At 44.5% G+C, this 18146-nt stretch carries 11 protein-coding genes and 1 tRNA gene; 8 read left to right on the forward strand and 4 right to left on the reverse strand.

Going from position 1 to position 18146, the window contains the following annotated elements; all coding sequences use genetic code 11:
* Window positions 1-2 precede the first annotated feature (2 nt).
* From B5D48_RS02360 to B5D48_RS02375, 4 genes are all read right to left on the reverse strand, one after another.
* Window positions 3-1025, reverse strand: coding sequence for a phosphatase PAP2 family protein (locus tag B5D48_RS02360; RefSeq protein ID WP_023936347.1), 1023 nt, complete (start codon window positions 1023-1025; stop codon window positions 3-5).
* Window positions 1026-1090: 65 nt separating this feature from the next.
* The gene (locus tag B5D48_RS02365; protein WP_023936345.1) at window positions 1091-2959 is read right to left on the reverse strand and encodes an ABC transporter ATP-binding protein; all 1869 of its coding nucleotides are present in this window, start codon (window positions 2957-2959) and stop codon (window positions 1091-1093) included.
* 69 nt (window positions 2960-3028) lie between these two features.
* Complete coding sequence (locus tag B5D48_RS02370) at window positions 3029-3475, reverse strand: nucleoside deaminase (RefSeq protein ID WP_023936343.1); 447 nt, start codon at window positions 3473-3475, stop codon at window positions 3029-3031.
* Between the two features lie 3 nt (window positions 3476-3478).
* A complete protein-coding gene (locus tag B5D48_RS02375; RefSeq protein WP_023936342.1) occupies window positions 3479-3664 on the reverse strand; it encodes a hypothetical protein in 186 nt (61 codons plus the stop codon).
* Window positions 3665-4385: 721 nt separating this feature from the next.
* On the opposite strand from B5D48_RS02375, the gene B5D48_RS02380 reads away from it, so the two are divergent.
* From B5D48_RS02380 to dusB, 8 genes are all read left to right on the forward strand, one after another.
* Window positions 4386-7370: a SusC/RagA family TonB-linked outer membrane protein gene (locus B5D48_RS02380; RefSeq protein WP_023936339.1), complete on the forward strand. Its 2985-nt coding sequence runs from the start codon at window positions 4386-4388 to the stop codon at window positions 7368-7370.
* A 24-nt stretch (window positions 7371-7394) separates the two neighbouring features.
* The gene (locus B5D48_RS02385; protein ID WP_023936337.1) at window positions 7395-8933 is read left to right on the forward strand and encodes a RagB/SusD family nutrient uptake outer membrane protein; all 1539 of its coding nucleotides are present in this window, start codon (window positions 7395-7397) and stop codon (window positions 8931-8933) included.
* Between the two features lie 257 nt (window positions 8934-9190).
* Window positions 9191-12118, forward strand: a complete 2928-nt coding sequence (locus tag B5D48_RS02390; protein WP_023936335.1) for a T9SS type A sorting domain-containing protein — start codon at window positions 9191-9193, stop codon at window positions 12116-12118.
* Window positions 12119-12741: 623 nt separating this feature from the next.
* Entirely contained in the window at window positions 12742-13956 is a 1215-nt protein-coding gene (locus B5D48_RS02400; protein ID WP_023936329.1) for a C1 family peptidase, read from the forward strand.
* 651 nt (window positions 13957-14607) lie between these two features.
* Window positions 14608-14681: transfer RNA gene (locus tag B5D48_RS02410), tRNA-Cys, on the forward strand.
* 104 nt (window positions 14682-14785) lie between these two features.
* Complete coding sequence (locus B5D48_RS02415; protein ID WP_052115844.1) at window positions 14786-16486, forward strand: SulP family inorganic anion transporter; 1701 nt, start codon at window positions 14786-14788, stop codon at window positions 16484-16486.
* Window positions 16487-16500: 14 nt separating this feature from the next.
* Window positions 16501-17073, forward strand: coding sequence for a GNAT family N-acetyltransferase (locus B5D48_RS02420; RefSeq protein ID WP_023936323.1), 573 nt, complete (start codon window positions 16501-16503; stop codon window positions 17071-17073).
* Entirely contained in the window at window positions 17070-18044 is a 975-nt protein-coding gene (dusB, locus tag B5D48_RS02425; protein ID WP_023936321.1) for a tRNA dihydrouridine synthase DusB, read from the forward strand. Before B5D48_RS02420 ends, dusB begins: the two co-directional genes overlap by 4 nt.
* Window positions 18045-18146: the final 102 nt, after the last annotated feature.

Below are 18146 nucleotides of genomic sequence, written 5' to 3' on the forward strand. Positions count from 1 at the left end.
GGTTATCGAATATTGCCTTTATTCACGACTTTCCTCGTGCGCACACGTGGAGAAAAAATCTTGTTGTAAATCCAATTGATAAGGAGCCACAGACCTATTCCACTCAGTACCCCGGCTATTACATCTATTAGATAATGTGCCTGAATGTATACAGTGGCAATACAAAGACATATGTATATAGGCAAAAAGGCCCAAAAGAGCTTCCGTCCTCCTTTAGCACGATAAAAGAAAATCATCACAATGGTTGTAATACCCACATGACTAGAAGGGAAAGCGGCTGTTGGCCGTTCTCCAACATGTTGAGACATACTCACCAATCGGTAGAATATACCCTCTTTGTGCCCAGGCCCTGGCAATAATTCCGGGTGTGTGGCAAAGTAATTACCCACAGAAGGAAAAACACCATCATTTACTTGCTCCAATCCAATGGCAGGGAAGTAGTATTGTGGACCAGCTACAGGCAAGAATATATACACCAGATAGTAAATGAAGAAAGAGGCTATTATGACGAATGCGACTCTGTCTGCATTGGGATAGTCTACCGCTGTATAGAAAAGGGTAACCCCCACGAAAAGAGCAAAATAAAAGAAGTAGGAGAAGTGAATAATCTCGCTGAACCACCATTGAGGAAGGAGCTCATGAAGATAGAGTGCCGGCTGAGAATGGAAAAGGAACTGCTCTATCTCAGCAAAAATATGGTCATAATTACCGAAAAGAATGTGGAACTCATAGGTCTCCGGGTACCAGAAAGAAAGTAATAGCAGTTGAAAAAAGATACGCATCATCCAAGCCAGTTTGGATCGGGTACGCCGATAAACAAGGTATAAAAAGCTCATCCCCAGAATGATTTCACCCCTGTTAATGAGCATAAACTTAGCCTTGGGCAGCTGATCAAAAGAACAAAAGATGAGTATCGAAGTCACAAGGATATAAAAAAGACAGGCAATCTCTATGGATGCCAAAGCCCTGTGACTTTCGTTGATTGGCCTAAAGCAGGCCCGAAAAAAGGAGAGCAAAGGTTCCATGCTGTAGTTATCCGATGAAATTAGCTTTTCTATTTATCCCTTCTATTGTTCTTCAGGAGGTCTACCTATGCTTCTTTTTCTCGAAACTGCATCTTATACAATCCGGCATAGTAGCCATTAAGAGCCATCAAATCTCGGTGTGTGCCTTGCTCCACAATTTGTCCGTCACGCAGGGCGCAAATGATGTCAGCTCGCTGTACAGTGGAGAGTCTGTGGGCAATTACAATGGCGGTACGACCATTCATAAGCTTCTCCAAGGCTCCCTGTACAACCAGTTCTGAACTCGAATCCAAAGCAGAGGTCGCCTCGTCTAAAATTAGTATCGGAGGATTTTTGAGCACGGCTCTGGCAATACTTAGTCTTTGTCTTTGCCCTCCCGAGAGTTTAGAGCCTCGATCGCCAATATTGCTGTCGTACCTTTCCGGCATCTTTTCTACAAACTCTTGTACATTGGCTATCCGTGCTGCCTCTTCTATATCCCGCAGGTTCGCACTTGTCTGCCCAAAAGAGATATTGGCCTTTACGGAATCGTTGAAAAGAATTGCCTCTTGATTTACATTCCCCATCAGCTCCCTCAAGTCGTGGAGCTCAAACTTACGAATATCAGTATCATCTATGCAGATACTCCCCTTCTCGACATCATAAAAACGAGGCAATAGATCAACCAAAGTACTTTTGCCCGAGCCACTTTGACCCACCAATGCAACAGTCTTTCCTTTGGGTATCTCCAAGTTAATACCTCGTAGCACCCAATCTCCCTCAACAGAATATCTAAACCACACATCACGATAAGAGATCGATTGTGTGAATATGGGTTTTACCGGACATTCTGGTTCTGTGATTTCTGTTTTTGCCAATAAAATTTTGTCTATACGATCGAGAGAAGCCATCCCCTTCTGCACTGTATAAGCCGAACGACTCAAGTCTTTTGCAGGATTGATGAGTGAATAAAAAATAACCAAATAATAGATGAATACTGCTGCGTCTATTTCAGAACGATCTGCCAAGATGAGCGACCCTCCGTACCACAGCACAACGGCTATGGTAGCCGTCCCTAAAAACTCGCTCATCGGATGCGCCAACTGCTGACGGCTATACACCCGTATCAGAAGTGAACGGTAAGCATTATTAGCCTTGCGAAATCTTTCTCGAATTAGTGATTCCGCATTGAAAGCTTTCACAATCCGCAAACCGCTCAGAGTCTCCTCCACCATACTCATGAGCTGCCCCCAACGCTCTTGTCCTTCGTAACTTTTTCGCTTGAGGCTCTTCCCCACACGCCCCATCACAAAGCCTGCAATTGGCAATAAGACAAAGACAAAGCAAGTCAACTGCCAACTAATAGCGAGCATAGCAATAAGATATATGATGATGAGTATTGGATTTTTGAGTAAAGCATCAATGGAACTGATTACAGAACTCTCTATCTCACTCACATCTCCTGAAATACGAGCCAATATATCTCCCTTTCGCTCCTCCGAAAAGAAAGAAAGATCAAGCTGAGTAATTTTGTCATTGATCTGATCTCGAATATCGCGCACAACGCCTGTACGAAGAGGAATCACCGCATAGAGAGCCATGTAGGAGACACCTACTTTCAGCCCCGTCATGAGTACTAAACCGATAGCCAAGAAGACAAGTGTAGAAGAGGCTCCTTCGGTTCGTATCAATTCGCTCACATAATAAGAGAAGTTGTGTGAGAGCGCAGCTGTCCATTCTCTCCACCAAGCCAAAGACAAAGGACTGAACTCCGGTACTTGCTGCAAAGTTGTTACCTCTGCCTCTATGCGAAAAAGGATCTTAAGTATCGGCATAATCAGAGAAAAAGACAACAGGCTCAACACTGCTGCCAGAATATTGGAGATAACACTCCAAAGCACATACCATTTGTATGCCGGTACAAATCGCTTGATAAGTTGTATAAACTGCTTCACGGCTTTCCTGCTTGCTGTGTTATACTAAATGATGTGTATAAATGTCGAAGTAGGGTTGGATAATTCACATCAGCGATGTTTACGAAAAAAACCTTGCATCAGGGCGGCACAGTCCTGGGCCAAAATACCACTTTGGACTTGACAAGTCTTATGCAACAGTGGGGCTCGTCCAATCCGATTATACCCAAACTTATCCTCTGTCGCTCCATAAACCAACTTCCCGACCCTTGCCCATCCAATAGCCGCAGCACACATGGGGCAAGGTTCGACAGTTACATACAGGATGCAATTTGTAAGATATTTGCTACCAAGGTATTCACTCGCTGAAGTGATAGCCAACATCTCGGCATGGGCTGTCACATCTTTCAAAGCCTCCACTCGATTGTGTGCCCGACCAATTACTTTACCATTGCACACGACAATGGCTCCAATCGGGACTTCTTCTTCCCGAAGGGCCATATCGGCTTCCTCCAAGGCAAGCCGCATATACTGCTCATCGATGTTGTACTCTATCATTCTCTACTTCATCTCTTCCTCGCTGAACAGCATTGGGGCATTTTGTACAAAGCGAGAGAAAACCTCTTTCATGATAGTCTCTCTGAACCAACGCGCACGGTTGCTAACTCCAAAATCGGAACAATACTGACCTATGGCCTTCCATTCTTTGTCATTGAATAGCAGTCGTACTGCATGTTCACGCTTCATATATACCCTGTTTTTTCTTATCCTTTGCCTCCACGAGACCCGAGTCCTGCAAAAGTACTTAAATACTGCCATGGGAAAGAGACCGTACTGTTTGGGATAAACCTATACAGGAAAAGAGATTTTCTTGATTCATCCAGAATAGTTACGAATGAGGGAGGGGACGATCAGTGTTTTAGTTGTAATAAAAATAAAAGGGCGGCTTCTCATATTCCAGTAACAACTGATACAGATGCTCTCAAACGGAGATAACAAATGTGCATGCATTAGAGTAAAACAAAACTTGTTTGTAAATCAATTCTCCTTATATTCGCACCCAAATCGCCGTAGACAGGACGAAAAGCGAAGTTTTTGCTCAAAGCTTGCAATTCGGTACTGAGTAAAGGTTAAATCTTACTTCCTGATAGAATAGATTAGAAATGGAGATATTGACGATCGAGATTACTGATAGCAGTTTTGCTCTGTTTTTGAAATCTTCGGAAGAATTGACGCTTGGGTGATTGTGTTTGTTTTTTGAAGATGTCAAGCGAAAAGGATACTGAAAAAAGGAGTTTTCTCTTTCATTTTCTCTATCTTCGCAGTAGCAGCGGTATGCAAATCTCTCAGTTGAGCCAAACAGGGAAGACAGAATGGTGAGTGCATCCTCTGGGTATGAGTGTTTTATATAGAATCAAGTAAGTAATCAAGAAAGTTATAGTTTAAGTTAAACGCAAAAGGAAAGTCTATGAAAAGATTGACTCTATTCATCTTGTGCTTATGTATGAGCATAGGTTGGGCAGTAGCCCAGAATAGGACGGTGAAAGGTACCGTTATCTCTTCGGAAGATAACTTGCCGGTCATCGGGGCCAACGTGGTAGTAGTAGGCCAGACGACAATCGGTACAGTGACCGATTACGATGGCAACTTCACCCTCAGTGTTCCAGCTTCTGCAAAGCAGTTGCAAGTGTCCTACACCGGTCTGAAGACCGAAATTGTTGCCATTACCAACGACATGAAGATCACTCTGCACTCAGATGCTAAGGCCTTGGGTGATGTAGTAGTGGTTGGTTATGGTACGGGGCGTAAGATCAAGTCAGTAGCCGGGTCTATCGCCCGTGTATCAAGTGAGCAGCTCCAAGAAAAGCCAGTGGCAAACATCATGGATGCTTTGCAGGGACAAGTAGCCGGTATGAACATCGAAACCGGATCTGGGGACCCCAATGCTATTGCTAACGTACAGATCCACGGTACAGGTTCACTTGGAGCAAGCTCCTCACCTCTCTACATCGTAGATGGTGTGCAAACGACTCCTAGTGTGATTGCTTCTATGAATCCGAATGACTTCGAAAGCATCACGGTTCTTAAGGATGCCAATGCTACAGCAATCTTCGGTGCTCGTGCTGCTAACGGAGTTATTGTAATCACCACCAAGCGTGGTAAAAGTGGAGAAGCTTCTCGCCTGTCTGTAAGTACCCAGTATGGCATCTCTCAGTTGATCAACCGCGGTAATGTTGACGATGTAATGACAGGTCGAGAGTTGCTGACTTGGCAGGCTCGCCACGAACTATTCCGCGGAATTAAAGATCCAGACAAGTTGTTCCAACAGCTGAAGGCTGAAGGCTATGATGTCACCGAAACAGACTTTGATTGGCTAGATTTCTTCATGGGGAAAAACGCTCCTACAGTGCAAGCTGATGTTTCTATGGCTGGAGGTAGCGAAAAATCCAATTACTTCATCTCCCTCTCCTACTTTGACCAAGAAGGTATCTCTAGAGAGAGAGCTCGTTTTACAAAGTACAATGCTCGTATCAACTTCGAGTCTCGCATGAAGGACTGGCTCAAGATCGGTTTGAATGTAACCGGAGCTAACAACAAGTCAGAACAGAGTACTGGGTTCGGAAACGCTTTCTACAATGCTGGTACCTACGGAGCTATGCGTATGCCTCGTTATTATACTCCGTTAGATGAGAATGGGAATGTGAAGGTAGATCGATATACCCATACCTTCATGGCCCCCCTCTATTTTGCAGATTATTTCAATCTAAATGCTCCAGCTCACGGTGATGGCTATATCCTTGCGGCTAGTGGCTTTGCCCAATTGAATCCGATTAAGGGGCTAACCATAAAGTCTCTTGCAGGTGTGGATTTCAATGTAGATCGCTCCTCTGCATTCAATCTAGCTTCTGCTCGCTTAGGAGATGGTCTCGGTGGTAGGCGAGAAACCGTATCTCGTTCACGTCGCTATACACTAACCAATACAGCTGAATATAAACTCGACTTTGCTGAAAAGAACTTCTTGACGTTCTTGGCAGGACAAGAGTTTTTAGATTTCTGGGGAGATGCTTTCAGTGCAAGATCCAATGGTATGCTTGATGACCGTTTCATGCGTCTCGATCATGGCCAGCTCGGTGATTTCCTTTCTCGCCCATCTTCCAGTGAAGCTGCTTATGCCTATAACTCATACTTCGGTCGTGTCAACTATGATTACGAACACTTCTTCTACTTGGATGGATCTATTCGAAATGATGCCTCTTCTCGCTTTGGTAGCAAACATAGAAATGGTTGGTTCTACTCAGTAGGCTCAATGTTCGACTTCCATACCAAGTTTATGCCCAACAACGAGAAGGTATCCACCTTGCAACTCAAAGCAAGCTATGGTACTACTGGTAACTCTGAAATTGGCAACTATGCTCATCAGGCGTTACTGGGTGCTAACACCTACGATGGGAAATTGGGGTTGACTGTTGTCACAGCTGGCAATCCAGATTTAACATGGGAAACGCAAGAGAAGCTCAACGTGGGGGTTAATCTTGGTTTTATCCGTGATCGTATCACAGCAGAGGTAGATTTCTACATCCGTAATACTAAAGATATGCTCATGGATGTCCCCATGCCTTACGCCACTGGCTTTGGTTATCGCTACGAAAATGTGGGAGCTATGCGCAATATGGGTATAGACGTAACCTTCAACGCTAATTTGATTCAGACAAAGGATTGGCGCATTCACTTCAAGAAGACATTCAACTACAATCAGGAAGAAATTACAAGCCTATTTTATGGACTCCATGAGTATGAGATCCCTGGTTCTGGTATTCTCTACGAAGTAGGTAAACCCTCAGTGTTCTATACAGCCAAGTTTGCAGGCATAGACCCTGAAGATGGTCTTCCTATGTGGTACAAACCCGGCACGAACGAAAAAGTTAAGGAGTTTAATGATGTTCTCCTTAATCAAGCTACGGACTACCGAATTACCGCTCCTATCAATGGAGGGTTCTCTCTCAATGTTGCATGGCTCAAGACTGGTCTTAGTCTCCAAGCAGACTTCTCTTATGTACTGGGTAAATATTTGCTCAACAATGATAGATACTTCTTGGAAAACAACTCTGGTAGTGTTGCAACGAACCGTTCTCGTAAGTTGCTAAACGAATGGACTACAGAAAACAGACACACTGATGTACCTAAATTCGGGGCTCCTATGCAGTTTGATGATAGACTAGTTGAGAATGCTTCTTACTTGCGCATGAAGAACTTGCAGCTTTCTTATGCACTACCCAAATCTATTTTCTCAGAAAAGACAGTTCTCTCAGGTGCAAAGGTGTACGCAATGGCTCGTAACCTCTTTACAGTGACTAGCTTCACAGGGATGGATCCAGAGTCTCCTTCTCACATCACAAGGAACCAATTCCCTAACACCCGTCAATTTATGGCTGGCATGCAGCTCCAGTTCTAATCTCTCAAACAAATGAATAACACAATGAAAAAGATACTTTCAACCATAAGCGCAGGCTTGCTGTTGTTCGCTCTGTCTTCCTGTGACTTGACTCGCGATCCAGACGGTCGGATAGAACAAGGGCCGTTGGAGTCTTTCAAAGAAGTGACATTCTTGAGTGATGGTCTGTATTCGCACCTTCGCACAGCTGAGGTACCATTGAACACATCGTACAGTGATTATCAGACCGAGTATTATTACCGTACAAAATGGGATGGTGGTCAGCTCTTGGGTATCACTGAATGGGAAGAGTCTCGTATGCTTACAGACGATCACATCACCAACTATTTCGCTGTATATAGTGTGTTAAATATGCAGGCAAATTACTTCATTATGCGTGCACAGGAAGCTCTTGACAACACTGTAATAGCAAAAGCAGAAGAAATTCAGAAGACAAAGACTCTAATTGCGGAAGCCAAGGTAATGAAGGCCTTGGCTCTCTACCGACTAATGCTTCGTTTTGCAAAAGGTCCGTACAACCCAGCCACAGCTGCCCAGGAGATGGGCGTGTTCATCATGGATGGGTTCTCTCCTTTGGAAAAACCTGCGAGAGCAAGTAAGCTGGACAGCTACAATCATGCCATAAAACTTATTGATGAGGCCATTGCACTTGGTTTGAATGAAAAAGAGGATGCTCCCTACCATATCAATTTAGACTATGCCTATGCCCTCAAGGCACGTATCTATCTCCAGATGCGAGAATGGCAAAAAGCGGTTGATGCTGTAGGCAAATTCATTGACAAATATCCTCTGGTAGATACCCAAAAGATGAAGACTACGGGGGAAAAAGTAGAAGCACTTAGATCTACTTATGCCAAGGGTAGTTCAGAAAATGTGGTAACACTTTATGCTGATCCCAAGGTGGGTAGCTTCGGTCAATTCTATGGCTGGCTTTCAGGCTCTTGGCAACCAGTTGACGAACAAAACCCCGATCCTACAGATTTGCAGGAGTTCATTGTTCCAAATGCAGCTTTGTCTCAGTGGACAGTGGCTCTATACAAGGATGAAGACCTACGCAAGATTGCTTATGTAGGTGAGTATAAGATTTTGGCTCAATTACCGATCCACCTACTCACAAAGTATATGGGAGACCCTGCTCTTGACATAGACAAAAAACATACGTCACACCGTTGTCCTGTTAATCTATTCAACATTGCAGAGGCTTACCTGATTCGTGCAGAAGCTTATTTGGAAATGAATGATAAGTCAAAAGGAGAAACAGACCTCGAGACTTTGATGCTTTCTCGAGGTATAAATGAGGAGTTTGGCAGTCTCGAAAACTGCAAGCGCATCTTACGCGAAGAGCGTGCACGCGAATTGATCGGTGAGGGAATGCGTCTGAATGATATGCTTCGCTGGGGTGTTGATTTCAAAAGATCTGTTCCTCAAGACAAGATTGCGACTTATTCTCCGGAATCGTTGGTTAATGAGATAGCTGTTAGTGACAAGCGTTTCACTTGGGAATTCCCAAGGAATGACCGTCAGGCTAACCCGAACCTCCATGGCAAAGGAAACTGGGATTAAGTATAGGCCGTTTCTTTATCTCCATCTCTACCCGATAGAGAAGAAATAAAGTAACAATAAGGGGAGAGGGTGTTGCAATATTTTTTGCAACACCCTCTTTCTATCTTTTAGAAATCCTTCTACCCTCCTAAGTGATTATTATAGCAGGAATATACAGAAATATCTCTCCTTTTTCCAAGAATAGGGGGCCCTTCCTATCCAAAATATTTCGTAATATTGCGCCTGCGAATAAATTTTAAGTCTATAATACTATTACAATGAACAAGTTTTCAAAATCGTTAGTCGCTCTCGCTGCCGCTGCCGGACTGTTTCTGGCTCGACCATTGGATGCAATAGCCCAACGGGAGTTTGGAGGAAAGCCTCTGAGTTTGAGTCAGACCTCTCAAACAGGCTCCACCCTTCGGTCAATATCAGCCGAAGAGCAGGTGATAGATGTACCTCTAACTGTGAATTTGGATGATTATAAAGAATCAGCCAACTGGGAATCTGAAAATCATGGTACACCTCTTCGGGTAGGTATTGTCCTTGATATAGATATAGATTTTGCACGTGATGCACAGCGTGTAACCTTGGCAGATGGCTCCGTAATCTACAAGCTACATCTTCGTTCAGAAGGAGCAGTAGAACTCAGCCCCACGTATAAAGACTTTTTTATTCCCGAAGGAGGTAAGCTATACACCTACGATCCACAAGGTTTGCTGGTAAGAGGTGCCTATACGTACGAAACACACAAGAGAGGAGGGTATTTTGCCTCTGCCAATGTCCCCGGAGACGAGATTGTATTCGAGTATCAACCCAATGAAAAAGGAGAGATGCCCCGTATAGAGATAGAGGGGTTGATACACTATTTCCGCCACACGATGGATCTCAGGATTGGAGATTTAGAAGACCGATCTACTCCAGCTGAAGAAATAAATGTGAATTGTCCTCAAGGAGATGACTGGAAAGATCAAAAAGCAGGTGTATGCCAGATATTGATGGGAGGCTCGATTTGTACAGGAAACCTAATGAATAATACAAAGGGAGACTTCAAACCTCTTATTCTTTCTGCTGCGCACTGTGCCTCTATTACCGAAAATTTGGATATATCCGAATCTAAATTTGCACAATGGAAGTTTACTTTTCATTATGAGAAGCCTAGCTGTACCAATGCTCAATACAGCCAGACAGCTCTTACAAAATCTGTTGTCGGCTGCAAGAAACCTCTCGCCTTCCTGCCTCTCGTAGGGATGTCTGATGGTTTGTTACTTGAGCTTTTAGACGAAATACCAGAAGACTACCGTGTCTATTATAATGGTTGGAACAGACAAACAGGAATACCCTCTTCTGTGGTTGGCATTCATCATCCGGCCGGAGATGCTATGAAAATATCTCTGTTAGGGGAATCAGGAACAGAGCCTTCCTATACCACTTGGCACGAAGGGCTGAATGATGCCGGTGCCCCCAAAGCACACTTCTATTTCTCTTTTCAAGAAGGAAATACAGAAGGAGGCTCATCCGGATCTTCCCTATTCAACCAAAATAAGCTAGTAATAGGTACCCTCACCGGAGGTGGAGAACGAACTCAATTCTATGGGCGTCTGGATTTCCACTGGGATAAGTTTAAAGACAAAGGAACTTCTTACCAAATGGGTACTTTCTTGGATCCCATAAAGCAAGGAAAAGAAAGGTCTTTGGCAGGAACATTCCGAAATGATATGCAACCTCTTTATCCTATATCCAAGGTACAAGCTATGCCGACAAAGGAACCTGGGGAGTTCGTAATCGTTTGGAATGCCCCTTCCAGCGCCCAATATGCTGCAAGAAAATATGGAAACGAGAACGTTGTGTACAAATTATACCGAAATGGAGCGCGTGTACCAGGCCTTGAAGTACAAGAATCGGGGAAAAGCTCTTATTTCCTCAAGGATAAGCCAAAAGAATCCGACTTCAAAAATGGGAAAGTCTCTTACCATGTTCGTGTAGTATATTCTGGTCTTTCTGAGAACTCTGGTATCGTATACTTCGACTCAGACCCAGTGGCAGCAATGGCTATAACCCCCATTACATCTGTTACCCCAAATGTTGCAAAAGCTACAGGAGGAACCGAGGTTACATGGTCAGCTCCGGCTTTCAATCAGGAATGGACGAAGGTGGACTATACTCTTGGAGAAGATAACTTCAAATATCAAGAAGTACCAATGCCCTTTCTACGAAGGATAGATAACCAGCAATCTCAGCAAAAGAGATGTATTTTTGTCGAAAAATGGATGCCAGGTTATTTACCTGAATCTCTTGACGGACAAGGAGCTACGCCTCTGTATATCAAACAAATAAACTTCGTTCCGGCAAAAGCTGATCAAGACTTCGGTTTGTTTGTTGGCTACAATTACTCCCTCAGGAAAGACTCTGACCACAAAACAGTGGAAGAGAAGATTGAGAGTACCCCGGAGAATGTAGGAAAGTGGCAGAGTGTTATCCTAAAGAAACCTATGAAATTGGACTTGATGCAAACTCTATTAGTAGGTTTCACCACACATAACTTCCAGACTACCCAGCGTCCCTTGGTTAATCTGTTCCAAGGGAGTGGGGGCGATGGCATTTCAAAGATTAATTCCCCTCAAGCTCTTTACACGGGTTACAAAGTCTATGGTACGAACCATTATCAAGGCGAGCTTTTGGGGGGTGCCCTGTCTTCTACATACAATTATTTTGCACTAAAGTTGATTGTATCTTCGGATCCTACTCCTTTGACAGAGCCAATCACAGAGGTACAATATGGAGGATCTTTGCTGGCACATGTACCTGTGATAAAGGAGTATGTGGTGAAAAAGGATGGACAAGTACTTGAGACTTTGAAACCTAACCGATTCTCATATCTCGACAATAACAATCAGACCGGAACCGGAAACTATACAGTAGAAGTTGTGTACCACGACCTTTTCAAAAATGTTCCGAATCAGGAGATTACGAAGCAAAGTGAAACTTTTGTCTATCCAACAGAAGCGGATAATACCCTTTGGGTGAAGGGAGGCAATGCAATCTCCGTGATAGAGGTATTTTCTGCCAACGGAGTTCGGATACGTCAATGGATGGATGTTCGTTCAGATGTATCACTCGATATTTCTGACTTGTCCGCCGGCTCTTACATTGTTGTTTTGCATACCGATCAGGGTAAGCGCCAACAAAAGGTTACTAAGAAATAATCAGTACAACCTCTTTTTGTGAGGTAGAATTTTCTGGGTCAGCCTTGCTTCTCAACAAAAGAAGTAAGGCTGATCCTTTTTTATTATCTCTCTTTCAAAAGAAAGAAGGCTGTTGCATAACACAGCACTCACTGCACTATTCCCGACATTCGGGCTTGGTCATATACAACCCTCAGATCTCAATGTCTTCAAGATTACTGCATTCTGCAGAGTCAACAAAATGATAGGTTTAGTTGACATTTCGGAGCCCGTCCAAAGAGCTCTCAAGGCATATGCCTTGAGAGTGTTGCATGATATTATTATGAGATCCTTGCACAATAGAGCTCGCTATATTATCATCAATATTTAGCTTCGCTTGGATACCTAAAACGCAGGCTTTTCCTCAATTCTCAATCCCTTTCGATTGCCATATTCTTCAAATCCCGGCAAAAAGTCTATCTCAAAAGGACTTTTGATACTCATATAACAGTCTTGACTTGGGAAAGCAAGGCTTTTCGTATATTTTTGTGTCCGCAAGAGGAGTAGACCTCCTTGGGGTGGCTACAATTTAGCCTCAAGCAGTATTTTGCAATGAATGAGTAAAAACAATACCTAAAACAAACAATAAACTAACAAAAGCAGACATGAAGAAAATCTTCTTTGCGGTAGCCTTGTTTGCGAGCAGCATGACTTGCTTGCTGCATGCACAAGAGCCCGTATCCAGCAAGCCCGCCTCGAATGACGAGAATGTATTCACTACAGTGAAAGTACTGCCCTACACTTCCATCAAGGATCAAGCGAACTCCGGCACCTGCTGGTCTTATTCGGCTTTGGCCTTTGTTGAAAGCGAACTCCAGAGAATGGGTAAGGGAGAGTACGATCTGTCGGAAATGTTTGTAGTAAATCGCTCATACAAAGACAAAGGAGACAAGTATGTGCGTATGCACGGCAAGCTCAATTTTGGCCAAGGAGGTTCTTTCTATGATGTGATTTATGTGCTCAAACACTATGGCATCGTGCCGGAAGAGGCTATGCGTGGTCTCAACTACGGAACCACAAAGAATATGCACGGTGAAATATCTGCCACAGCACAAGCTTACCTGGATGCAATCATCAAAAATCCAAACGGCAAACTCTCTACGGCTTGGCGTAAGGGATACGATGCCATTATAGACACATATTTGGGTGAAGAGCCCGAAGAGTTTAGCTACAAAGGCAAGAAATATACCCCGAAGAGCTTTGCTCAATCCCTGGGCTTCAATGCCGATGATTACGTATCGCTGACCAGCTACACGCATCATCCGTTCTATTCACAGTTTCCTCTTGAGATAGAAGACAACTGGCGTTGGTCCTCCTGCTACAACCTTCCTATCAACGAATTCATGGAAGTAATGGATTATGCCATTGACAAGGGGTACTCAATCGCATGGGGTACAGACGTGAGCGAAGTAGGTTTCACCAGAGATGGTATCGGAGTTTTGGCCGATGTAGAAGCTATAGAAACGAAAGGATCCGATCAAGATCGCTGGGTAGGCCTGAGCCGTTCCGCCAAAAGAGAAGAGATAGCCAAGCTCGTGCGTCAAGCCGATTGTCCTGAAATAGAGCCTACTCAAGAATTCCGTCAGCAGGGCTATGACAACTATACCCTCACAGACGACCATGGGATGCAGATTGTAGGAAAGGCCGTAAATCAAAATGGTCGTCCTTTCTTCATCGTGAAAAACTCTTGGGGCGAATCCGGCAAGTACAATGGTATTTGGTATGCCAGTCGCAACTTTGTGGCCGGTCGTACAATGAATATCGTATTGCACAAAGATGCTTTGCCCAAAGCTATCGCCAAGAAACTTGGTATCAAGTAAAAGAGGATAGGTATTACCTCTCAAATAAGAAAGCCGTCTTGGAGTCTTCAACGATTCTCCGAGACGGCTTTTTTCTTAAATCGTGCTTACGAGAGAAAAGATCAAATCTGAGTAGCTCTCGATAATGCAGTGAGTGCTTATGGCTCCAGATTATGTATTATTTTGTTTATATTCACGCATTTCAATTTTCTTTCGTAAAGAGTGTTTCCGATCAAATTAAGAGCTTTTTGGCTGTGTTTCTCCTCTCCTTTTTGTCTCAATAGGAGTCATTTTTAATTGACACGGGAGAGAGCAAAAATTCTCTCCTGTGAGAAAAATATTTTTCTCCTGTGTTAGCAAAAATTCTCTCAGGAGAGAAATTCGGCCCTCTCAAAACGCCCTATTCATCGGCATTCTAAGAGTCTCCAAAAAGCTCCCAAAAAGCAGGTATATCCTCCAATCCATATGGCCACTCTTCCTTCTCTTTTTCCGCTTTTTTTTGCGAGTATATATTTACAAAACATATCTGTTCTAGGAGAAGGAGAAAAAAGCTTTTTAGAGACTGTGGGCTGAATAGGCCAAACCTCTTTCGATGCTGTTGTCTCGAAATAAGAGCATAGGCCTTTGCCAACATCAAAAATTTAGTTACCTTTGCGTCCGTAAATCAAGAACGGTATCTTGGCCGAGTGGTTAGGCAACGGTCTGCAAAACCGTCTACGGCGGTTCGAATCCGCCAGGTACCTCCAAATAAACTCCCGAAGCGCATAAATCAGCGGTTTTGGGAGTTTGTTCGTTTTTTGAAGAAGGCAAGTCCTCTTGATTAGCACTTGCTTTTTAATCCCATATTATGATGAATAAGCATATCAATTCACTCTTCCGTCCCAAGCTATTGGATGTATTTTCCTCCTATTCAGGGTCGCTTTTTGCCTCTGACTTGATGTCTGGACTTATTGTAGGAGTTGTAGCCCTACCCTTAGCTATTGCTTTCGGTATTGCCTCAGGGGTTTCGCCCGAAATAGGGCTACTGACAGCTGTTATCGGAGGGCTCTTGGTATCTCTGCTGGGTGGCTCCTCCGTACAGATCGGGGGGCCGACAGGAGCCTTTGTTGTGATTGTCTATGGCATCATACAACAACATGGCATAGACGGATTGATCTTGGCAACACTGATGGCTGGAGTAATGCTCTTACTAATGGGTTTGCTCAGGTTGGGTAACCTGATTAAGTTCATTCCTTACCCCATTGTGGTAGGATTTACGGCCGGCATCGCACTTACTATCTTCTCTACACAAATCAACGACCTTCTGGGCTTAGGCATAACATCCGTACCCGGAGACTTTTTAGGCAAATGGGCTGTCTATTTCCAGCACATAGGAGCTACAACTCCTATTGCCGTGGGTTTTAGTTTGGCAGCGATTATCTTGATAGTCTTCACTCCGAAGGTGACAAAGAAAATTCCAGGATCTCTTGTAGCTATCATACTCCTTACAATCATTGCTTATCTGCTTCGCTCCAAAGGCATCGGACAGATGGAAACGATCGGAGACCGCTTCGAGATCACGGCCTCTATCCCCAGTCCACATCTGCCACAGTTCTCTCTGGAAACTCTCAAAGAGCTTTTCCCCTCTGCCTTCACCATAGCTCTACTCGGAGCCATAGAGAGCTTATTATCCGCCAGCGTGGCAGATGGAATTACCGGAGACAGACACCGTTCCAACACCGAGTTGATAGCTCAGGGCGCAGCAAATATCGTGGTGCCATTTTTCGGAGGGATACCGGTAACAGGAGCCATTGCTCGTACAATGACTAATATCAACAATGGTGGGCGTACTCCCATTGCCGGAATTGTACATGCTGTGGTACTCCTCCTGATATTGCTTTTTTTGAGCCCTCTCATGGATTACATTCCCATGGCAGTACTAGCCGGGGTTCTGGTAATTGTTTCCTACAACATGAGTGGGTGGAGATCAGTCTGGAGTATCCTCAAGGGAGATCGTGGAGGCCGCATAGTGATGCTAACAACTTTCCTACTGACGGTACTGCTTGACCTCACCATAGCCATAGAGGTGGGTATACTACTCTCGATGCTTCTTCTGATGAAGCGTATCACCGAGACCACCAATATAGTGGTAAGCAAAGACAAAGTGCCCGTTGATCAAGACGGAGAATGGCCACAACATTTACAGGCAGAATCCGAACTGCACCTCCCCAAAGGAGTGGAGGTATACGAAATCAATGGCCCTTACTTTTTCGGGATAGCAAACCGGTTTGAAGAAGCCATGAATACCATTAAAGACACTCCTACAGTACGGATTGTACGTATGCGAAAAGTTCCTTTCATGGATAGCACGGCTGTACACAATCTACAGGGATTGATACGCAACTCTCAGAGCAAAGGAGTGGATGTAATACTGAGCGGAGTGCGTCCGGAAGTGCGAGAAACACTCAATGCAGCTGAAATAAGCCAACTGATCAAACCCGAATATATTTGCAGAGACATACATCAGGCCATACAGGTCGCTACCCAATTGGTAGAAGAAAAAAAGGTCTGAAGAAAGTTTCAAACATGAATATTTCGGAGCAGCACATAGATTTATTTCCTCTGGCAGAGCTGAAAGGGAAGGAGCATCCTCAACCGATCAGGCAACTCTGTGGCCTCTACCATGCGGCATTCGTGCGTGAAGAGCAGCGTCCGTGGGGGATGCTCCTCTCTCCCTCCAAGAAGCCATCTTCTTTCCGCCCCATGGCCATCTATCATGGAGATGAATTAGCAGGGCTTTGCAGTTATTGGGAGTTACCCTCCGGATGGCTATTTGTGGAACATATTGCCATATTTGCTCGTCACCGGAACAGAGGCCTTGGCAGCCTACTGCTATCCAAACTCCGATCCTTGGGTGAGCTTATCTTAGAAATAGAACCTCCAACTCTCTCTTCGCAGGCGAGACGCAGGCTGGAGTTCTATCAAAGAAACGGCTTCAAAACGATAGACAAATACTACCAACAACCCCCATACAGAGAAGGAGATGCCCCCACTCCTCTATGGCTACTCTCAACAGAGGCAATCGATCCGGAGTATATCAAGCAAGATCTCTACTCTCTGGTCTACGGACTGGCCCCCGACCGGCAAAAACAAGCATGAAAATAGGCAATATAGACTTGGGAGAAAAGCCTCTTCTGCTGGCTCCCATGGAGGATGTAACAGATTTGGCTTTCAGACATATGGCCAAAGAGTTTGGAGCAGATTTGGTGTACACAGAGTTCGTTGCAGCCGATGCTCTCATAAGAGATGTAGCCGGCAGTATACGCAAGATGCAAGTAGACGAAACAGAGCGTCCCGTAGCTATACAGATCTACGGACGGGATGTAGAGACTATGCGTCAGGCAGCTGAAATAGCAGCCACAGCTAAGCCGGATCTCATTGATATAAATTTCGGTTGTCCGGTAAAACGAGTAGCAGGCAAGGGAGCCGGGAGCGGTATACTCCGTACACCAGAGCTTATGCTGGATATAACTCGAGCTGTGGTGAAAGCTGTAAATCTCCCTGTCACTGTCAAGACCCGTCTGGGCTGGGATGCCTCTTCTATCATCATTGAGACGCTGGCCGAAGCCCTCCAAGACTGCGGTATTGCCGCACTCACCATTCATGGTCGAACGCGAGCACAGATGTATACCGGTTCGGCCGATTGGGCCCCTATCGGCCGGGTGAAAGCAAACAACAGGATACATATCCCAATCATCGGAAATGGAGACATCACCACTGCCGAAGAAGCAGCTGAAGCCTTTGATCACTATGGGGTAGATGCTGTAATGGTGGGTCGAGCTTCGATAGGTTGTCCTTGGATATTCTCCCAAATGAAGCACTATCTCAAGCACGGATGCCTACCGCCTCCTCTGCCTATGCAACAGGCTATCGAGATACTCAAGCAGTTGGTCAAAAACAATATCGCCAAACTGGGAGAAACCAAAGGTATTTTGCACTCCCGACGCCATATAGCCGTAAGTCCGATATTCAAGGGTATACCCAACTTCCGTCCGACACGTATTGCCATGCTGCGTGCAAGCACGGCCACAGAGCTTTTTGATCTTATGGATGGAATAGACATCGGTTAGAGGATCGTATTTAGCAGAATATATAGAGAGAAACAAAAGCGTGCAGTATTTCATTCAGACTATCATTTAGGGTGTAGAAAAGAAAAAATAAATCTATCCACC

Source organism: Porphyromonas crevioricanis, assembly GCF_900167225.1.
GTDB classification, from domain to species: Bacteria; Bacteroidota; Bacteroidia; order Bacteroidales; family Porphyromonadaceae; genus Porphyromonas; species Porphyromonas crevioricanis.

What these genes read in the sequence shown, in the direction of transcription:
- B5D48_RS02360 (WP_023936347.1), bottom strand. Translation starts at nt 1,025, where the DNA reads ATGGAACCTTTGCTCTCCTTTTTTCGGGCCTGCTTTAGGCCAATCAAC.
- B5D48_RS02370 (WP_023936343.1), bottom strand. Translation starts at nt 3,475, where the DNA reads ATGATAGAGTACAACATCGATGAGCAGTATATGCGGCTTGCCTTGGAG.
- B5D48_RS02375 (WP_023936342.1), bottom strand. Translation starts at nt 3,664, where the DNA reads ATGAAGCGTGAACATGCAGTACGACTGCTATTCAATGACAAAGAATGG.
- B5D48_RS02380 (WP_023936339.1), top strand. Translation starts at nt 4,386, where the DNA reads ATGAAAAGATTGACTCTATTCATCTTGTGCTTATGTATGAGCATAGGT.
- B5D48_RS02385 (WP_023936337.1), top strand. Translation starts at nt 7,395, where the DNA reads ATGAAAAAGATACTTTCAACCATAAGCGCAGGCTTGCTGTTGTTCGCT.
- B5D48_RS02390 (WP_023936335.1), top strand. Translation starts at nt 9,191, where the DNA reads ATGAACAAGTTTTCAAAATCGTTAGTCGCTCTCGCTGCCGCTGCCGGA.
- B5D48_RS02400 (WP_023936329.1), top strand. Translation starts at nt 12,742, where the DNA reads ATGAAGAAAATCTTCTTTGCGGTAGCCTTGTTTGCGAGCAGCATGACT.
- B5D48_RS02415 (WP_052115844.1), top strand. Translation starts at nt 14,786, where the DNA reads ATGAATAAGCATATCAATTCACTCTTCCGTCCCAAGCTATTGGATGTA.
- B5D48_RS02420 (WP_023936323.1), top strand. Translation starts at nt 16,501, where the DNA reads ATGAATATTTCGGAGCAGCACATAGATTTATTTCCTCTGGCAGAGCTG.
- dusB (WP_023936321.1), top strand. Translation starts at nt 17,070, where the DNA reads ATGAAAATAGGCAATATAGACTTGGGAGAAAAGCCTCTTCTGCTGGCT.